At 70.4% G+C, this 16623-nt stretch carries 14 protein-coding genes; 10 read left to right on the plus strand and 4 right to left on the minus strand.

Going from position 1 to position 16623, the window contains the following annotated elements; translation table 11 throughout:
• The first annotated feature begins 83 nt into the window (after positions 1–83).
• From ACFYXH_RS11060 to ACFYXH_RS11070, 3 genes are read left to right on the plus strand one after another with little or no spacing between them, the layout of a single operon-like run.
• On the plus strand, positions 84–2027 hold the full coding sequence (locus tag ACFYXH_RS11060; protein WP_389561772.1) for a hypothetical protein: 1944 nt from the start codon (positions 84–86) through the stop codon (positions 2025–2027).
• Complete coding sequence (locus ACFYXH_RS11065) at positions 2024–2422, plus strand: hypothetical protein (RefSeq protein WP_327324008.1); 399 nt, start codon at positions 2024–2026, stop codon at positions 2420–2422. The genes ACFYXH_RS11060 and ACFYXH_RS11065 overlap by 4 nt, the downstream gene beginning before the upstream one ends.
• Positions 2422–3561 (plus strand): glycoside hydrolase family 26 protein, encoded by a 1140-nt coding sequence (locus tag ACFYXH_RS11070; RefSeq protein WP_389561773.1) that lies wholly within the window; start codon positions 2422–2424, stop codon positions 3559–3561. Before ACFYXH_RS11065 ends, ACFYXH_RS11070 begins: the two co-directional genes overlap by 1 nt.
• On the opposite strand, the gene ACFYXH_RS11075 is transcribed toward ACFYXH_RS11070, so the two are convergent.
• The 3 genes from ACFYXH_RS11075 to ACFYXH_RS11085 all read right to left on the minus strand — a co-directional run bounded on the left by ACFYXH_RS11075 (position 3536) and on the right by ACFYXH_RS11085 (position 8048).
• Positions 3536–5794, minus strand: coding sequence for a lipopolysaccharide biosynthesis protein (locus ACFYXH_RS11075; RefSeq protein WP_389561774.1), 2259 nt, complete (start codon positions 5792–5794; stop codon positions 3536–3538). The genes ACFYXH_RS11070 and ACFYXH_RS11075 overlap by 26 nt on opposite strands.
• Positions 5787–6965 (minus strand): DegT/DnrJ/EryC1/StrS family aminotransferase, encoded by a 1179-nt coding sequence (locus ACFYXH_RS11080; protein WP_389561839.1) that lies wholly within the window; start codon positions 6963–6965, stop codon positions 5787–5789. The genes ACFYXH_RS11075 and ACFYXH_RS11080 overlap by 8 nt, the downstream gene beginning before the upstream one ends.
• Positions 6966–7139: 174 nt before the next feature.
• A complete protein-coding gene (locus ACFYXH_RS11085; protein WP_389561775.1) occupies positions 7140–8048 on the minus strand; it encodes an RNA polymerase sigma factor SigF in 909 nt (302 codons plus the stop codon).
• Positions 8049–8353: 305 nt separating this feature from the next.
• Between ACFYXH_RS11085 and ACFYXH_RS11090 the strand changes: the two genes are divergently transcribed.
• From ACFYXH_RS11090 to ACFYXH_RS11115, 6 genes are all read left to right on the plus strand, one after another.
• Positions 8354–8722: an STAS domain-containing protein gene (locus tag ACFYXH_RS11090; protein ID WP_389561776.1), complete on the plus strand. Its 369-nt coding sequence runs from the start codon at positions 8354–8356 to the stop codon at positions 8720–8722.
• A 158-nt stretch (positions 8723–8880) separates the two neighbouring features.
• Positions 8881–9375: an ATP-binding protein gene (locus tag ACFYXH_RS11095; protein WP_389561777.1), complete on the plus strand. Its 495-nt coding sequence runs from the start codon at positions 8881–8883 to the stop codon at positions 9373–9375.
• Positions 9376–9550: 175 nt separating this feature from the next.
• Positions 9551–10246: an LPXTG cell wall anchor domain-containing protein gene (locus tag ACFYXH_RS11100; RefSeq protein WP_389561778.1), complete on the plus strand. Its 696-nt coding sequence runs from the start codon at positions 9551–9553 to the stop codon at positions 10244–10246.
• A 3-nt stretch (positions 10247–10249) separates the two neighbouring features.
• Positions 10250–11191, plus strand: a complete 942-nt coding sequence (locus ACFYXH_RS11105) for a hypothetical protein (protein WP_389561779.1) — start codon at positions 10250–10252, stop codon at positions 11189–11191.
• Between the two features lie 2 nt (positions 11192–11193).
• Positions 11194–12408, plus strand: coding sequence for a hypothetical protein (locus tag ACFYXH_RS11110; protein WP_389561780.1), 1215 nt, complete (start codon positions 11194–11196; stop codon positions 12406–12408).
• A 14-nt stretch (positions 12409–12422) separates the two neighbouring features.
• Complete coding sequence (locus ACFYXH_RS11115) at positions 12423–13778, plus strand: hypothetical protein (protein WP_389561781.1); 1356 nt, start codon at positions 12423–12425, stop codon at positions 13776–13778.
• 75 nt (positions 13779–13853) lie between these two features.
• Here the strand turns inward: ACFYXH_RS11115 and ACFYXH_RS11120 are convergent, their stop codons facing one another.
• Positions 13854–15374 (minus strand): peptide MFS transporter, encoded by a 1521-nt coding sequence (locus tag ACFYXH_RS11120; RefSeq protein ID WP_389561782.1) that lies wholly within the window; start codon positions 15372–15374, stop codon positions 13854–13856.
• A gap of 467 nt (positions 15375–15841) precedes the next feature.
• Between ACFYXH_RS11120 and ACFYXH_RS11125 the strand changes: the two genes are divergently transcribed.
• Positions 15842–16519 (plus strand): response regulator transcription factor, encoded by a 678-nt coding sequence (locus ACFYXH_RS11125; RefSeq protein ID WP_389561783.1) that lies wholly within the window; start codon positions 15842–15844, stop codon positions 16517–16519.
• Positions 16520–16623 lie beyond the last annotated feature (104 nt).

Here is a 16623-nt window from a genome sequence, read left to right on the forward strand (position 1 = left end):
GCAAACACGAAATCTGTTCCTATACTTCGCTGAAGGGACAGCGGCGTGACGGCCGCGACCACTTCCGTGGGGGGAGTCGCACTGTGCGCCAACGCGTGCCCGCACCGCTCACAGGGCGCAGCGCGCCGCCGTCCGCCCTGGAGACCACCGGCCAGGAACCACCCGGCGACACCGCCCGCCCACGCATCCGCAGACCGCCCGACCTGCTGCGGCCCGACCTGCTGTTCAGCTGGCTGCCGCTGTTCCTCGGCATCGGCCTCTGGCTGTACGCGCTGCCGCGCATCGGATTCCGCTCCATGGGCGACTACGGTCTCCTCGACCGGCTGCCCGCCGCCTTCTATCTCGCGCTGCTGATTCTGACCTGCGGCTTCCTGCTCAGCCTGCGCCGTGCCGGTACGGCACCCTGGTGGCCCGCCGCCTACTGCGTCGGACTGCTCTTCGCGCTCAAGGCGGCGCCGGCCGTGCTGTACGACTCGGTGCGCTACCCCTGGGCCTCCAAGCACGACGCGGTCATCAACCAGCTGCTGCTCAACGGCGAACTGCGGCCGAACGCCGCCCTGTCCGGCAACATGTCGGCGTACGACCAGTGGCCCGGCTTCTTCTCCCTCAACGCCGCCCTGGTGCGGACCTTCGGCGTGGAGAGCGCGGCCGCCTACCTCAACTGGGCGCCGATCGTGCTCGGGCTGCTGGTGATGCCGGTACTGGTCCTGATCTACCGCACCTTCACCGAGGACTGGCGGCTGGTGTGGACCGCCGTCTGGATCTTCCAGGCCGCCAACTGGGTCGGGCAGGACTATCTGGCCCCGCAGGGCTTCGCGTATCTGCTGCATCTGACCGTACTGGCCGTGGTGCTGCGCCATTTCGTACGGCCGGGCTCGGCAGGCAGGCTGCGCGACCGCACCTGTCTCGATCCGGTGGCCGCCCCCGTCCCGCCGCCCACCGGGGTGCGCCAGCGGGCCGTCTGCATCGCCATCCTCGCCCCGCTCATCGCCGCGATCAACGCCTCCCACCAGCTCACGCCGGTCATGCTGTGCGTCTCGCTGCTCGGCCTCACCCTCACCCGCCGCTACCGCAACTACGGGCTGCTCGTCGTCGCCGGGCTGCTGATGCTGATCTGGGACCTGACGATGGGGCGGCCGCTGTTCGTCGAGACGCTGGGCACCCTGCGCGACTCGATCGGCGAGCTGATGCAGAACTCCCGGGCCGGGTACGCCGGTCAGCTCACCGGGCCCGGGCCCGAGCTGGCCGGGCGCGCCAATGTGGTGATGGTGCTTGCGGTCGCCGCCCTTGCCGGGATCGCGGTGCTGACGCGACGCCGGCTGACCCGGAGCGCGTTGCCGCTGCTGCTGGTGTCGGCCGCTCCCGTACCGATGTTCGCCGTCAACGACTACGGCGGCGAAATGCTGTTCCGCGTCTACCTCTTCGCGCTGCCGGGCGCGGCGTTCTTCGCGGCCGCGGCACTCGTTCCGGCCGTCGTCGGGGCCCGCAGGCCACAAACCCGGGCCGGCACGGTCCGGCGCCGGATCGCCGCGGTCGCACTGCCGCTGGCGCTGACAGCGCTGGTCGCGGGCTTCATGCCCTCGTACTACGGCAAAGAGAAGATGTACTACACGCCGCCCGCCGAGACGGCGATGGTCACCCGGACCATCGACCGGGCCCCTCAGGGCACGCTGATTCTCGCCACCACCGGCTCGTTCCCGCAGGCACTGCACCGCTACGACCGGCTGGAGCACTGGTTCTTCGCCGAGCAGGAGCTGCCGGAGAACGAGAAGATGCTGAAGGACCCGGCGGGATATCTGGCCCGGGGGATCGCGCGCGGCACCAAGGCGTACGTCATCCTCACCCGTACACAGGACATCTACACCGCGGGCGAAGGCCTGCTGCCGCCCGGCGGCTTCGCCGCACTGCGCTCGCGCCTGTCGGCGTCACCGCTGTTCAAGGTCGTCGAGGAGCAGCCGTACGGCGTCGTACTCGAATACCGGCCAGGAGGCCCACGGGGCTCCCGAAGCGGGGGGATCACCCGATGAAGGTCCATCAGAATCAGCTCAGAGCGGCCGTGGCGGTCTCCGGATGGGTGGCTCTCGCCGCGACCCTGCTGCCGGGCGGTTCGCCGCTGCGCTGGATACCGGTGCTGCTCTTCGTCTGCTTCGGGCCCGGCCTGGCCATGCTCTATCCGCAGCCCAGCGGGCTGCGATCCGGCGCCCGCCTGGAGGCGTTCGCGCTGGCGGCGCCGATCAGCCTGTCGCTGGGCGTGCTCACCGCCACCTCGCTCTATCTGGTCAAGGCCTTCTCGGCCACCGCCTTCTTGGTGGCGCTCGCCGCGTTCGCGACCGTCGTCGCCGCGCTGCCCGGTCTGCCGCTGCCCGCCGCCACGCAGGGCGCCGCCGAGCGGGTCAAACGCAGGCCCGCGGACGGTGGCTGATGAACGGCCGCCACGCGGGGCCTCACAAGAGGGCGTACACCGCCGTCGTCCTGGTCGCGGTGGCGCTGCTCGTCGCCGGGCTCGGCGTCTGGGCCGGTGGCCTCGACGGTACGGCGGGGAACGGGGACGACGCCCGCTCGCCGGGCCGGGATCTGCCCCGCAACGCGGCGTCCGGCGGGCTGCCCACCGGGTCCTGCGCACCGGACGAGAAGCTGGTCGCAGGGTGCGGGGCCTGGTGGGGTGCGTACATCCCGTACGACCGGAACAGCTCCCTCACGAAACCGGTGTACGCGTTTGAGAAGAAGATCGGCCGCAAGCTCGATCTCGTCTACACGTACCACGACATGTCGGGCGGAAAGGCCGACGGTGAACTGCTCACCGCCGACGAGCAGGAGCTCGGCAAGGACCGCCTGCTGATGCTGGCCTGGGAGTCCACGGTGTGGAAGGAACCGCACCACGCCAACTACACGGAGACCCAGCTCGGCTGGAAGAACATCGCCGCCGGGAAGTACGACGCCAAGATCATCGACCCGCAGATCCGCCGCCTCAAGGCGTACGGCAAGCGGGTCTTCTTCTCCTTCGACCAGGAGGTCGACGCCCGTATCAAGGAGGGCGCGGGCACCCCGGCCGAGTATGTCGCCGCCTACCGGCATCTGTACGACCGGTTCCGGAAGCTGGGTGCCGACAACGCCGTCTGGGTGTGGACGGTCTCCGGCTATCTGGGCAGCGCCGATGCCATGAAACAGCTCTATCCGGGCGACGACTACGTCGACTGGATCGGCATGGACCAGTACAACTACTTCGGCTGCCACGACACCACCGACTGGAACGACTTCGACGAGAGCCAGCGGCCCACCTACGACTGGCTGCTGGAGAACATCTCCGCGAAGAAACCGCTGATGATGGCGGAGTTCGCCACCGCGCCCGACCCGGCGGACCCGGACCGGCAGCGCGGCTGGTACTCGGCCATTCCCGAGGCCATCAGGACCATGCCGAAGGTGAAGGCGATGGTCCAGTGGAACCGGGCGACCTCCGCCGAGGCGAAATGCGATCTCACCGTCAACGAGGGCCCGGCGCTGGAGGGTTACCGGAAAGCGGGCGGCGACCGCTACTTCAAGCAGACGGTTCCGAGCCGCTGACAGCGCGCCGGCCGGTGCGGCGGCGGCGTACCGTCGCACCGGCCGCCGCGGCCGCGTACAGCCCGGCGAATCCGGCGAACACCGGCAGCGCGGCAGCCGCCACCGTGTCCTGGGCCGCCCACCCGGCCACCGCCAGCACCCACACCGCGCCCGCCGTGACCCGCTCGCCCGCGCCCGTCGCGCGCAGCGTCACCGCTGCGAGCGCGAGGCAGAGCGCCTGGAGCGCGGCGGGCAGCACGCTCAGGACACCGGCCGGGCTGTCCAGGCCCGCCGCCTCGGCGAGGAAGCCCGCGAACGCCTCGGCCCACGAGCCCTCGGCCGGCTCCGGCCGGATACCGAGCAGCAGCGGCGCGGTGTGCAGCGCGGCGACCGTCACCAGCAGGGCCGCGCCGGTCAGGGCGAGCCGCGGCCGCTGGAGCGCGACGGCCGCGCAGTACACGACGACGAGCAGGATGCCCGCGGTGAGCGTGACCGGCGGCAGCGCGTCGAGCAGCTCGCCGCCGGACAGCCGGCTCCGGCCGAGGTCCTCGGCGCGGGAGAGCGGGATCCAGAAGAGCCCGGCGGCCAGCCCGAGCCACAGCCACAGCCAGCTGGTCAGCCGGACCTCGTCGCCGCCGGGTGCGGAAGGCCGCTCGTCCGCGGGCTCGGGGACGTACACCGGGATGCCGAGTGCGGGCGTCGCCGTGTCGTGCCCGCCCCGCAGGTACGCGGTCCGGCGCGCCCAGTCGGAGTCGAACTCCTGTTCCTCCCGGTCGGCCCGCTCGCGCCGCTCGGCGGCCTTCCTGGCCCAGTTCGTGCCGTAGTCGATCTCCTTCTTGCGCCCCCGGTGCAGCAGCCGGCCCAGCCGGGAGGGCTTCGGCTCGCGGCCCGACAGCGCGGCGCGCAGCCCGGGCACCGACACCGCGGCCATCAGCGTCATCGAGAGCAGCATCGCCAGGCCGGCACCAGGGATCCCGACGGGGCCGAGCAGCAGCGCGGCGCTGCCCAGCACCAGCGCGCACATCGCGCCCTGCAGCGCGGCGAGCACGCCCGTACGCCCCTGGACGCGCAGCACTCCGATGTACAGCTCGACGGCGACCCGCGGCAGCGCGGCCGCGGCCAGCAGCCGCAGCACCGTGGTGCCGTGCTCGGCGTAGGTGTGGCCGAACGGGGCGAGGATCTGCGGGGCGAGTACGACGAGGAACAGCACGACCGGCACCAGCAGCACGGACATCCGGCGCAGCGCGCCCCGCACCCCGGCGGCCAGCGTCTCCGGGTTGTGCGAGGCGTGGGCGGTCAGCGAGGAGGCCATATTGATGGCCATGAATTCCATCGTCCCGCCGACGGTGTACGCGATGTAGAAGTACGCGTTGTGCGCAGCGTCGAAGTGGATCGCGACCATCACCGGCAGCAGATTGATCATCGCCAGCGAGAACAGCGAACCGACCGAGTCACCGGCGAGGAAGCGCCTGATCTCGCGGAGGCTGGGCGGCTCGCGGTCGCGGTCGGCCGCGACCTGCCGCGGGATGAGCCTGCGGAAGATCAGCCAGCCCAGCGGCAGTACGGACAGGCCGATGGCCGCGGCCCAGGAGACGAAGATGCCCAGGACCGGCATGGCGGTGGCGAAGACGGCGAGCAGCAGCAGCTTGCCGATGGAGAAGACGGCGTTGCCGACGGGCACCCACACGGCCTTGCGCAGCCCGGTCAGCACCCCGTCCTGGAGGGTCAGCAGCGCCCAGGCGACGCAGGACGCGGTGAAGACCACACCCGCCGTGAGTCCGCCGAGAGGCGCGTACGAAGGCCCCCAGAGGTCGAGCGTGAACAGGAACGCCACGGAGGCGAGGCACACCACCAGCGAGCTGGCGGCGTACGCCCGCCACACCAGGGGTCCGGTGGCCCGTCCGGCCCGTGGCACGTACCGCACCACTGCGCCGATCATGGTCGTCGCGGTGATGGAGGCCAGCAGGCGCATCGCGGCGATGGCGGCCGAGCCCTCGCCGACCGACTCCTTGGTGTAGTAGCGGGCGGCCACCAGCCAGAAGCCGAGGCCCAGCGCGGCGGAGACGCCGGTGGAGAGCATCAGGGCGTAGGCGTTGCGGAACATCGAGTCGCCGCTGGGGGGCGCGCTCACCGCCGAGCCGTCTGCCTGGGACCCGTCCGCCCGGGACCCGTCCGCCTCGGACACGTCGGGGGCGGACGGCTCGGCCGACGGCCCCGCATCGGACGGCTTGCGCAGCCGGGTGGTGTCAGACACCGTGCTCGCCCTGCGTGGACGGTGGTGCCACGTCGGCTCCGGGCGGCCGGGCGGGCCGCGCGCGCAGTTCCGTGAGGACGGATATCACCTGGTCCGCGCGGAGCGGATCGACGGGCAGGGCGTGCCGGGCGAACCAGGCGGCCCGGGCCGGTGCGGGCGACGGGTCGGTGAAGACCTCGCCGGCGTACGTGTCGAGCGGCGGGTCGTAGAGATAGCCGACCGTGATCCGGTGGCGTGCGAGTGCGGCGATGGCCGCGTCGCGGTCCTCGACCAGCAGCGGCACCCGGAACAGCGGCTGCACCGGTCCGGGCCGCGCCGGCGCCCACTCGGTGGCGTACAGCCGCCGGGTGCCGGCGAGATGCGCGGCCAGCCGGCGGTCGAGGCGGGTCAGCAGCCGCTCCGTACGCCGCAGCCGCAGCCCGCCGGGTCTGAGCCGGTAGTCGTGCATGTCCACGCGTATCCAGGAGTGGAAGTCCGCGAGCGCGGGAGCTGCGTACATCGCCTGCTTGAGCTCGCCGGGCCGCAGTTCCATCCGGATGTCCTCGCGCTCCTCGAGACCGAGCAGCCGCTGGGTGGCGCGGGCCGCCCGGACGAGCCGCAGTCCCCGCACACCGGCCTCGGCGTACGGTCGCAGGCCGTACGCGATCTCCGCCGACAGCCGTGCCGGTTCCAGGAGTTCGTCCCGTGCCCGCTCCAGTGTCGGCCGCAGCGCCGGATCCGCGACAGCGAGGAATCCGCCGGTCTTGGCCCCGGTGTGCTTGGAAAGGCTGAAGACGGACGCATCACCGAAGGTCCCCACCGGCCGTCCCGCCACCTCGCTGCCGATCGCGTGCGCGGCGTCCTCGATGAGCGGGATCCCCAACCGGTCGCAGCGGGCGCGCAGTTCGGGGACCGGATCGGGATTTCCGTACAGATTGGTGGTGATCACGGCGGACAGCCCGCGCCATACGGAGTCGGGGACGGCGGCCGTGTCGATGGACCCGTCCTCGGCGTTGAGCGGCGCCTGTACGGGGCGCAGTCCGGCGGCGAGCACCACGAAGAAGATGACGTCGTCGTTGACCGGCGACATCAACACCCGCCCGCCGGGCGGGCACCAGTGGCGCAGTGCCACGTAGAGCCCGATACGGCACGACGGCACATACAGACATTCCCTGCCCAGACGGCGGCCCATCAGCTGTTCCAGTGGTGCGTACGCCGCAGGGCAGCCCTCCCCAAGAGCCATGTTCGTCCCCCCACCTACCCCAGGCTCAATGTGGACCAATCAGGACTGCCCCGTCAATAACGGGGAAGGGCCCATTCCTTGACGGAATGGGCCCTTCCAGTGGCCTGTGCGGCGCGTCCCCCGTTACTCCTCCAGCGTCAGACCCTTCCGGAGCCCGACCAGGGTGCGGGACAGCAGCCGGGACACATGCATCTGCGAGATTCCGAGCTCCTCGCCGATCTCCGACTGCGTCATATTGGCGACGAAACGCAGGGAGAGGATTTTACGGTCCCGTGGCGGAAGGCTTGCAATCAGCGGCTTCAGCGACTCGACGTACTCGATGCCCTCGAGTCCGTGGTCCTCGTAGCCGATGCGGTCCGCGAGCGCGCCCTCGGTGTCGTCCTCCTCGGGCTGGGCGTCCAGCGAGCTCGCGGTGTACGCGTTGCTCGCCGCCATGCCCTCGACGACCTCGTCGTTGCTGATGCCGAGCTGCTGCGCCAGTTCGCCGACGGTGGGCGCGCGGTCGAGCTGCTGGGCGAGTTCGTCGCCCGCCTTCGCGAGGTCGAGCCGCAGCTCCTGGAGGCGGCGCGGCACCCGCACCGACCAACTGGTGTCGCGGAAGAATCGCTTGATCTCGCCGACGATGGTCGGCATCGCGAAGGTCGGGAACTCGACGCCGCGGCTGAGTTCGAAGCGGTCGATCGCCTTGATCAGGCCGATCGTGCCGACCTGGATGATGTCCTCCATCGGTTCGCTGCGGGAGCGGAACCGGGAGGCGGCGAACTTGACCAGTGCCAGGTTGAGTTCGACGAGCGTGTTGCGTACGTAGGCGTACTCGTGCGTGCCTTCCTCGAGGGATTCGAGGCGCCCGAAGAGCGTCTTCGACAGGGCACGCGCGTCCACTGGTCCCACCTCGTTGAAGGGTGGGATCTGCGGGAGCCCGTTCAGCCCGTTCAGGCTTTCCAGGTTCTCGGGTTCGGGGGCGGGGGCGTGTGTCGACGGCGCGGTGGGGGTACGCGATGCGTCGAGCCGGGGTGACATGGTCTCCTCCATCGTTCTCGGCATATGGCCGCCGATGCCAATACGGGCTGCTGCGGTGAGCGGCGCCTCCAAAGCCGGTCGTGTTGGTTGTGTCCCTACTAGGCCTACCCGGTCGGCGCGGGCAGTTGCAAGTGCCATATGTTCTATATGTCCGTTATGGTGGAGAGTTCGGCTACCCGTCGGCGCATGGAAGGGCTACTCTTCGTCGGGCGTCCACACCGTCCGACGACGGCGCTCGACGCACGCAGCGACACTCCGATGACACGACGGCGATGCGGCGAACGATGCAGCGCACGACACGGCGAAGAGGGACGGGCATGGACCGCGGGACGGTCGGCAGCGCGAACCGGGGTCGGCTTCAGGTCGAGGTTCGGACCGAGGGCCACAGCGAGGTGGTGAAACCGGCGGGTGAGCTGGATCACCACACCGCCGAATTGCTGCGCGCGCCATTGGACGACGCGCTCGAGCAGGGCCGGGTACGGCTGGTCATCGACTGTTCGGAGCTCGAGTTCTGCGACTCCATCGGGCTCAATGTGCTGCTCGGCGCGCGACTGAAGGCCGAGGCGGCCGGGGGAGGGGTCCATCTGGCCGGGATGCTGCCCGTAGTGGCCAGGGTCTTCGAGATCACCGGAGCAGATGCGGTCTTCACCGTGCACGACTCCCTCGAAGCGGCCCTCTCCGACTGACTGTCGCCCCCTTTGTTGTCCGCGTCACGCGCGCGCTTCGGCGTAGTGGGTGTTGTCACGATTCGGCAGGGCAGGAGAACCCCCGCAGAACGTTGACGACCCCGCACTCTGTGTATTCAAGTCATGGCAAATTGGTGAATCGGTGAGGTGAAGCGCTGATGAGCACCACCCGGCAGCAGCCGCCGGGCGACCTCGGCCCCGAGCCGAGCGGCGCCGGCGCCGCCCCTGCCTCCGGTGCGCCCGGCGGTGCGGTGCGCAGTCTTGCCCTGGGCAGCGCCAGCGGCATCGTTCCGATGGCCCGCGACTTCACCCGCCAGGCGCTGTACGACTGGGGCTGGCTGCCCGCCGCCAGCGCCGACCGGCGGGCGGCGGCGGAGGATGTGCTGCTGGTCGTGTCCGAACTGGTCACCAACGCCTGCCTGCACGCCGATGGCCCGGAGCAGCTGAAAGTCGGCTGCGACGGGAAAGTGCTGCGTCTGGAAGTCACCGACCGGGGCACCGGCCAGCCCGCCCCGCGCACCCCGCACCGGGCCGGACGGCCCGGCGGACACGGGATGTTCATCGTCCAACGTCTCTGTCTGGACTGGGGAGTTGTCCGCGTGCCCGGCGCGTCGGGCAAGACGGTCTGGGCGGAGCTCGCCGCGCCGTCCTAGTGCCGCGCGTAGCGGTCCACGGCAGGTTTTGAATCTCTTGTAGAGCACGTCAATACGGCGTGCTCTTTGTCTTCCCTCCCCAAGGTCCCAGGCGTACCTTGAGCGCCCGATCTGATGTGTCGTCAGTAACTTCGGCGACATCAGGCAGTAACTTCCGGCCTGAGGGGAACTCGAGGTGTCGTACCAGAAGCGGACAGCTCTCGCGCTGGCAGCAGCGGTGGCGGGCTCGGTGGTGCTGATGGCCGCCCCTGCCGCCCAAGCCAGTGTCGTGGACGTCGACTACCAGTGTCAGACTCCGATCGGGCCAAAAGGCGCGGTCTCGCCGATCGATATCAAGAGCGTCAGGAGCGGCGGCGGCTACCGGCTGACGATGTCCTTCCAGAAAGGCGTGTCCTCCAGCCCGGTGGAGCTCGGCAAGGGCGCGATGAAGCCGAGCGCGCTGATCAAGCTGGGCGGCGCGGGGGAGGGTTCGGTCGCGGTCTCCGGGCCCGCGAACGAGGCGGCGATCCCGGCCAACACCCCTATCAAGATCAATGACTTGACGGGGACGTACACCCCGAAGAAGAGCGGCAAGGTCACCTTCACCGCCGGAGTGCTGACGATCAAGGCGCTCGGTACGACGACGACGTGCACACCCAAGAACAACCCCAAGCCCTCGCTGGAACTCGACGTCACGGCGGCGGGCGGCGGTTCGGGCGGCGGCGGTTCCGACGGCGGTACGGGGCAGAACGCCCAGTCGGGCGGCGAACTCCCCAAGACCGGCCCGGTCGACTCGGCCCTCGCGCTCGGCACGCTCGGCGGGACCGTCCTGCTGGCCGGGGCGGCCGGGGTGCTGTGGCTGACCCGGCGCGGACAGCGCACCGCGAGCTGACCCGTGCATGTGCGCGCACGCCTCGCCGTCGCCGCCGCCCTCGCCGTCGCCGTGCTGCAGTGCGCGCTCTGTGGGCTGTGCGCCCCTGCCGCGTGGGCGTCCGGCGAGCCGACGTGGACGGCGGAACCGGCGGCGGGCGGAGGCAGACCGTACATCTATATGGAAGGCGTGCCCGGCACCGTCCTCGAGGACAGGCTCTCCGTGACGAACCGGGGCGCGAAGCCGCTCGCCGTCCGGCTCAGGTCCGCCGATATGTTCAACGCCGCGGCCGGTGCGCCCGCGGTACGGGGCGCGCGGCAGTCCAAGGACGCGGGCACCTGGATCGCGCTCGCCGCGAACCGGGTGACGGTCCCGCCCCGCACCAGGGCGGAGGTCCCCTTCTCGGTCACGGTCCCTCCGGGCGCACTCCCCGGTGACCATCCGGGCGCGGTCGTGGCGGAGTCCGGCGGCCGTGCGGTGGGCGTACGGATCCAGCTGCGGGTGAGCGGCCCGACGCTGGCGGCGCTCACGGTCGAGGACGTGTCGGTCTCCGGCGGCGCGATCCGCTACAGCCTGGTGAACCGCGGCAATACGGCGCTGACCCCGCGGGTCGCGTTCCGCGCGGACGGTCTGTTCGGGCAGGTGCTGCGCCGGGCGCCGCGGACGCTGCCGGTGGAACTGCTCCCGGCCCAGCGCGTCAGGATCACCGAGAAGTGGACCGATCCTCCCGCGCTGAACTCGGTGACGGTCCACATCGAGGCGACGGCCTCGGGCGACGCGAGGGCCGAGGCCTCGGCATCGGCGGCCTTCGTCCCCTGGGGGACGGTGGGGGGCGCGGTCGCGGCTCTGCTCACCACGGCCGCGACGACGCTGTGGTGGGTACGGCGCCGACGCCGGCCCCCGGCCCCCGATCCGACCTCTGAACAGACGGACAACGACCGGCACTTGGCGAGGTCAGGAACATGACGATGCACCACAGAGCTGACGCCGCAGGGGTCGTCGGGCGTCGCGAAGCTGACGCCGTAGGGGTCGATGGGCGTCAGCCCCCGCGCGCCCTCCACCGCCCGGGGGCCCGGTGGCTTGCCCCCGGTTACAGGAGGGGGCGGGGTGGGGGAGACTCCACCGCCCGCCGCCCCAACGCCCTCGCTGTCCTCCTCGCCCTGCTCCCTCTGCTGCTGCTCCTCCCCGCGCTCCCCGCCTCCGCGGCCGACGGAAAGCCCGCGGTCAAGCTCTCCCAGGCGCAGGCCGGCAAGGGCGGCGACATCACCGTCAGCGGTACCGGATGGCGGCCGGGCACGCTCCTCATGATGCTCATCTGCGGGCAGGCTGTGCCTGACAGAGGCGTGATCGGCGGCACCAACGCCTGCGCCAACTCCGACGGCCGCGCCGTCACCACCGACGCCAAGGGCTCCTTCAGCAAGGAGATGCCGGTTGCCGAGCCGCCCAAGCCCTGCCCCTGCGTGGTGCACGTAGCGACCGTGACCGGTGAACAGGCCGTCGTCGACGCCCCGTTCACCGTCGCCGGTCACCCCACCGCACCGCTGCCGCAGCAGGCGGGCACCGGCAGGCTCGCCGTCCTCGCCGCAACCCGTCTCGAGGGCGACTCCGGCATCCTCGTCTTCTTCGGTGCCCCGCCGTCCCGCCGGCTCGAGTTCACTGTCGGCAACCTCGGCTCCGCGCCCGTGCGCGACCCTGTCTTCCAGGTCGGCACCTCGCACGGCGTCTTCGCCCCGCAGTGGGAGGAGCAGCAGTGGCGCGGCACCATCGCGCCCGGCCAGAAGGCGCAGGTCAAGCTGCCGGTCCAGCTGTCCGCCGGGGCACACGGCGACTACCAGGTCTCCGTGAAGTACGGCACCAGGGTGCTCGTCGAGCAGCCGTGGGGCGTCGGCCGGCCGTGGGGCGTCACGATTTTCTGGCTGCTGCTGGCCGTCGTCGTACCGGCCGCCGTCTTCCGTATCGGCATGGCGATCGTCGACCGCCTCCGCCCACGCGGCAACGGCAACCCCCGCCCGCGCGGCAACGGCCGCCACCGCACCGTCCAGCTGCCCACGTTCCGCCGCCCAGGCTCCGGGTCCCGCGCGCAGCCGTCCGCAGCGCCGAAGAGCACCACGGCGGCTCTGCCGTGGTTCACGCCTGACTCCGCACCGTCAGAGAACCGGTCCACGACGAAGGGACATTCGTGAGCACGCAACGGAGGATGAGCGCGGCCGGAGTCGCGCTGATGCTCGGCGGCGCGGGGATTCTGCTGGCCGCAAGCCCCGCCCAGGCAGCCGAGGTCTCGTACCGGACGGAGTGCATCCCACCGCCCATCTCGGGTCTGCCACCCGTGCAGGGCACCACCAAGGTCGAGATCACCGCGCCCGCCGAGGCGAAGGTCGGCGATGAGGTCGAAGTGGTGTGGAAGTTCGTCGAGGCGGCTTCCAAGAACCCCGACATCATCGATCTGGAGAAGGACACGGTGAAGCCCACCGGCACGCTCAAGGCGGCCGGCGCGCAGACCGCGGACATCGCCATGGAGGGGCCGCGGACGAACCCGCCGATCCCCAAGAACAGCCCGATGAAGCTGTCCGACATGAAGGGCAAAATCAAGCTGACCAAGGCCGGCGAGGTCACGCTGACGCCCGACGCGTACAACATCAACGTCTCCAAGCCGATGTCCACCGACACCAAGTGCACGCCGAAGGAGACGGTCAAGGCCGCCGCGACGATCAAGGTGTCGGACGGCAGCGGTACGTCCGGCGGTACGACGACGTCCGGCGGAACCACCTCCGGCGGTACGACGTCGGGCGGCACCACCACCTCCGGCGGCACCACCACCTCCGGCGGCACCACCACCTCCGGCGGCACCACCACCTCCGGCGGTACGGCCTCCGGCGGTGGCGACGGCGGCCAGAGCGACTTCCCCGGCAAGGAGGTCGCCGTCACCTTCGCGTGCAAGTCGCCGGGCCCGGCGAGCATCAACTCCAAGGTGACGATCAACGCCAAGAAGAACGGCGGCAGTTACGACCTGGTCGTCAAGACCGCCAAGGGCGTCATGAACAGCCCGGCGGCACTCCCCGCCGGTGCCCTCAAGCCGTCCATGGCGGTCCTTCTCGGCGGCGTCGACAAGGGCACCGTCCCCGTCACGGGCCCCGCCAACAAGGATCCGCTGGAGCAGGGAAAGCCGGTGGACCTGCCTGATATGACCGGTACGTACAAACCGGGCGCGAGCGGCAAGTCCACGCTCGGCCCCGGCACCCTGACGATCGACGTCACCCTGGGCGGCCAGAAGATCAGCATCCCGTGCACGGTCAAGGGCTCGGCGGCCGTCTCCCTCGAGCTCGACACCTCGGCCCAGCCGGGCGGCGCGTCGGGCGGTGACAGCGGCGGCGGCACCACGTCCAGCGGCACCACGTCCGGCGGCGGTACGAGCACGAGCGGCGGCCTCGCCCAGACGGGCGCCGAGGACAACGGCGCCCTGCGCGCCCTTGCCCTGGTCGCCGGCACAGTGATCCTGCTGGGCGGCGCGGTGTTCACGTTCACCCCGTGGCGCCGACTGCGCGGAATCCGATAGAGCAGCGCTGACACGGCAAAGGGCCGCCGCACCGAATCCGGTGCGGCGGCCCTTTGGCTGAGCGTACGAGCTACGTCAGTGGACGTCGCCCATCAGCGACTCAACCTTCTTGCGGTACATGTAGATCGCGACACCGGCCGCGACGGCAAGCAGAGCCTGCATGGCGATGATCGAGGTTCCGTTGAGGTCGACACCCGCGAGCGAGAGCAGACCCGTGGCGCAGTCACCGGCGGTGACGGCCAGGAACCAGACACCCATCATCTGGCTGGCGTACTTCTGCGGCGCCATCTTCGTGGTGACCGACAGGCCGACCGGGGAGAGGCACAGCTCGGCGATCGTCTGGATCATGTAGATCGAGACCAGCCACATCGGGCTGACCTTCGTGCCGTCACCGGCCATGCCCATCGGCACGATGAACACGAAGAACGAGGCGCCGACGACGACCAGGCCCATCGTGAACTTCACGATGGTGCTCGGCTCCTGGTTCTTACGGGCCAGCCACAGCCACAGCCAGGCGAAGACCGGGGCCAGCGCCATGACGAACAGCGGGTTCAGCGACTGGTACCAGGTGGCCGAGAAGTCGAAGCCGAACAGGGTGCCCGCGGTCTTGCTGTCCGCGAACAGGGACAGGGTGGAGCCACCCTGGTCGTAGATCATCCAGAAGACGGCGGCGGCCACGAAGAACCAGATGTAGGCGCTCATCTTCGACTGCTCGCCGGGGCTGAGGTCCTTGTCGCGCTTGATGCGGACCAGCACGGCGATCGGGATGATCAGGCCGGCCAGAGTCAGCGGGACGAGGGCCCAGTTCAGCGTGTACGCGCCCATGGCGACCACGGCGCCGTAGAAAACGGCGAGGACGGCGACGACGGCGACGACCTTGGTCAGAACGGCCTTGCGCTCATCGGCGGACAGCGGGTTCGGGACGACGCTGCTCTTCTCGCTCAGGTGGCGCGTGCCGAACAGCAGCTGGGCCAGGCCCAGGGCCATGCCGACCGCGGCGAGCGCGAAGCCGAGGTGCCAGTTGTACTCCTTGCCGACCGTGCCGATGACCAGCGGGGCGGCGAAGGCACCGAGGTTGATGCCCATGTAGAAGATCGTGAAGCCACCGTCACGGCGCGGGTCGTCCGGACCGTCGTAGAGGTGGCCGACCATCGTGGAGATGTTGGCCTTCAGCAGACCGGAGCCGACGGCGACGAGGATCAGACCGACGAAGAACATCGCCTGACCGGGGACGGCCAGCAAGCCGTGGCCTGCCATGATCACGAAGCCGGCGATGGTGACGGTCTTGCGAGCGCCCCATACGCGGTCGCCGAACCAGCCGCCCGGCATGGCCATGAGGTAGACCATGGAGACGTAGACGGAGTAGATCGCCGTGGCCATGGCCGTGGTCATCGCAAGGCCGCCGCCCTGGCTGCCGGTTGCCGCGCCGGCACCGCCGGAAACCAGGTAGTACACGAGAAGGGCGCGCATGCCGTAGTAGCTGAAGCGCTCCCACATCTCGGTCATGAAGAGAGTGGCCAGGCCGCGGGGGTGGCCGAGGAAGGTCTTCTCGGAGACAGCGGAGCTGGCCGAGTCCTTCGTCAGGCTGGACGCCATGGTCGATCCTTGCTTGGTCGGGACGCGGTGCTTTGTGAGCGTTACGCGCCCGGTGTGGGGGTGGCCGGCACCGGCAACGGATGTGCCCCACCCCACGCCTGAGGGGTTCGCTCCGCAGAAGCGGGAGCCGAGGGACAGTCCGCACCGGGATCCACGCCTCGCGCGCTGTGTCGCGCACCAGGCCCGGTCCATCGGTCATTCACTGTCTTCGAGGCCGGCAGGGCCAACCTCGCGCAGAAAAGAGACCCTTGGCGTGCTCAGCAGGCCAAAGGTCCCGTGTAGTGCACAGGCTTCTCGCCACCATACGTCACGACACAGTGGCATATGGAAGGATTTGAGACATGGATCACAGGATTTAATGGAACCGCTGCCCTGATTCGAAGGCGGCAACCATGATTGCATCCCAGACCCGCAGGCCTTGACGATCAAGCCCCAACCTGCGAGTCGCGCGGACTACCATCACCCACATGACCCGTGTACTGCTCGCCGAGGACGACGCTTCCATCTCGGAGCCGCTGGCCCGCGCCCTACGTCGGGAGGGGTACGAGGTCGAGGTGCGCGAAGACGGTCCGACCGCGCTCGAAGCCGGACTTGCCGGCGGCGTGGACCTCGTCGTCCTCGACCTCGGGCTGCCCGGCATGGACGGCCTGGAGGTCGCCAGACGGCTGCGTGCCGAGGGCCACACCGTGCCCGTCCTGGTGCTGACCGCCCGCGCCGACGAAGTGGACACCGTGGTGGGCCTGGACGCCGGCGCCGACGACTACGTCACCAAGCCGTTCCGCCTCGCCGAGCTGCTCGCCCGGGTACGGGCCCTGCTGCGGCGCGGCGCCACCGAGCACGTCCCGGCGCCCGCCACCCACGGCGTACGGATCGACGTCGAGTCGCACCGGGCCTGGATGGGCGACGAGGAGCTCCAGCTCACGGCCAAGGAGTTCGACCTGCTGCGGGTCCTGGTCAGGGACGCGGGCCGGGTGGTCACCCGCGACCAGCTGATGCGCGAGGTCTGGGACACCACGTGGTGGTCGTCCACCAAGACGCTGGACATGCACATCTCGTGGCTGCGCAAGAAGCTCGGCGACGACGCGGCGAACCCGCGCTACATCGCCACGGTCCGGGGAGTGGGCTTCCGCTTCGAGAAGAGCTGAGGCACGGCGAAGAGCTGAGGCACGGCGAAGGGCTGAGGCGCGGCGAACAGCTGAGGCACGGGGGCGGAGCCCGCACGGAACCCGCACCGGACAGGAAACCGCGC

It is taken from the genome of Streptomyces sp. NPDC002730 (assembly GCF_042888805.1).
GTDB lineage: Bacteria > Actinomycetota > Actinomycetes > Streptomycetales > Streptomycetaceae > Streptomyces.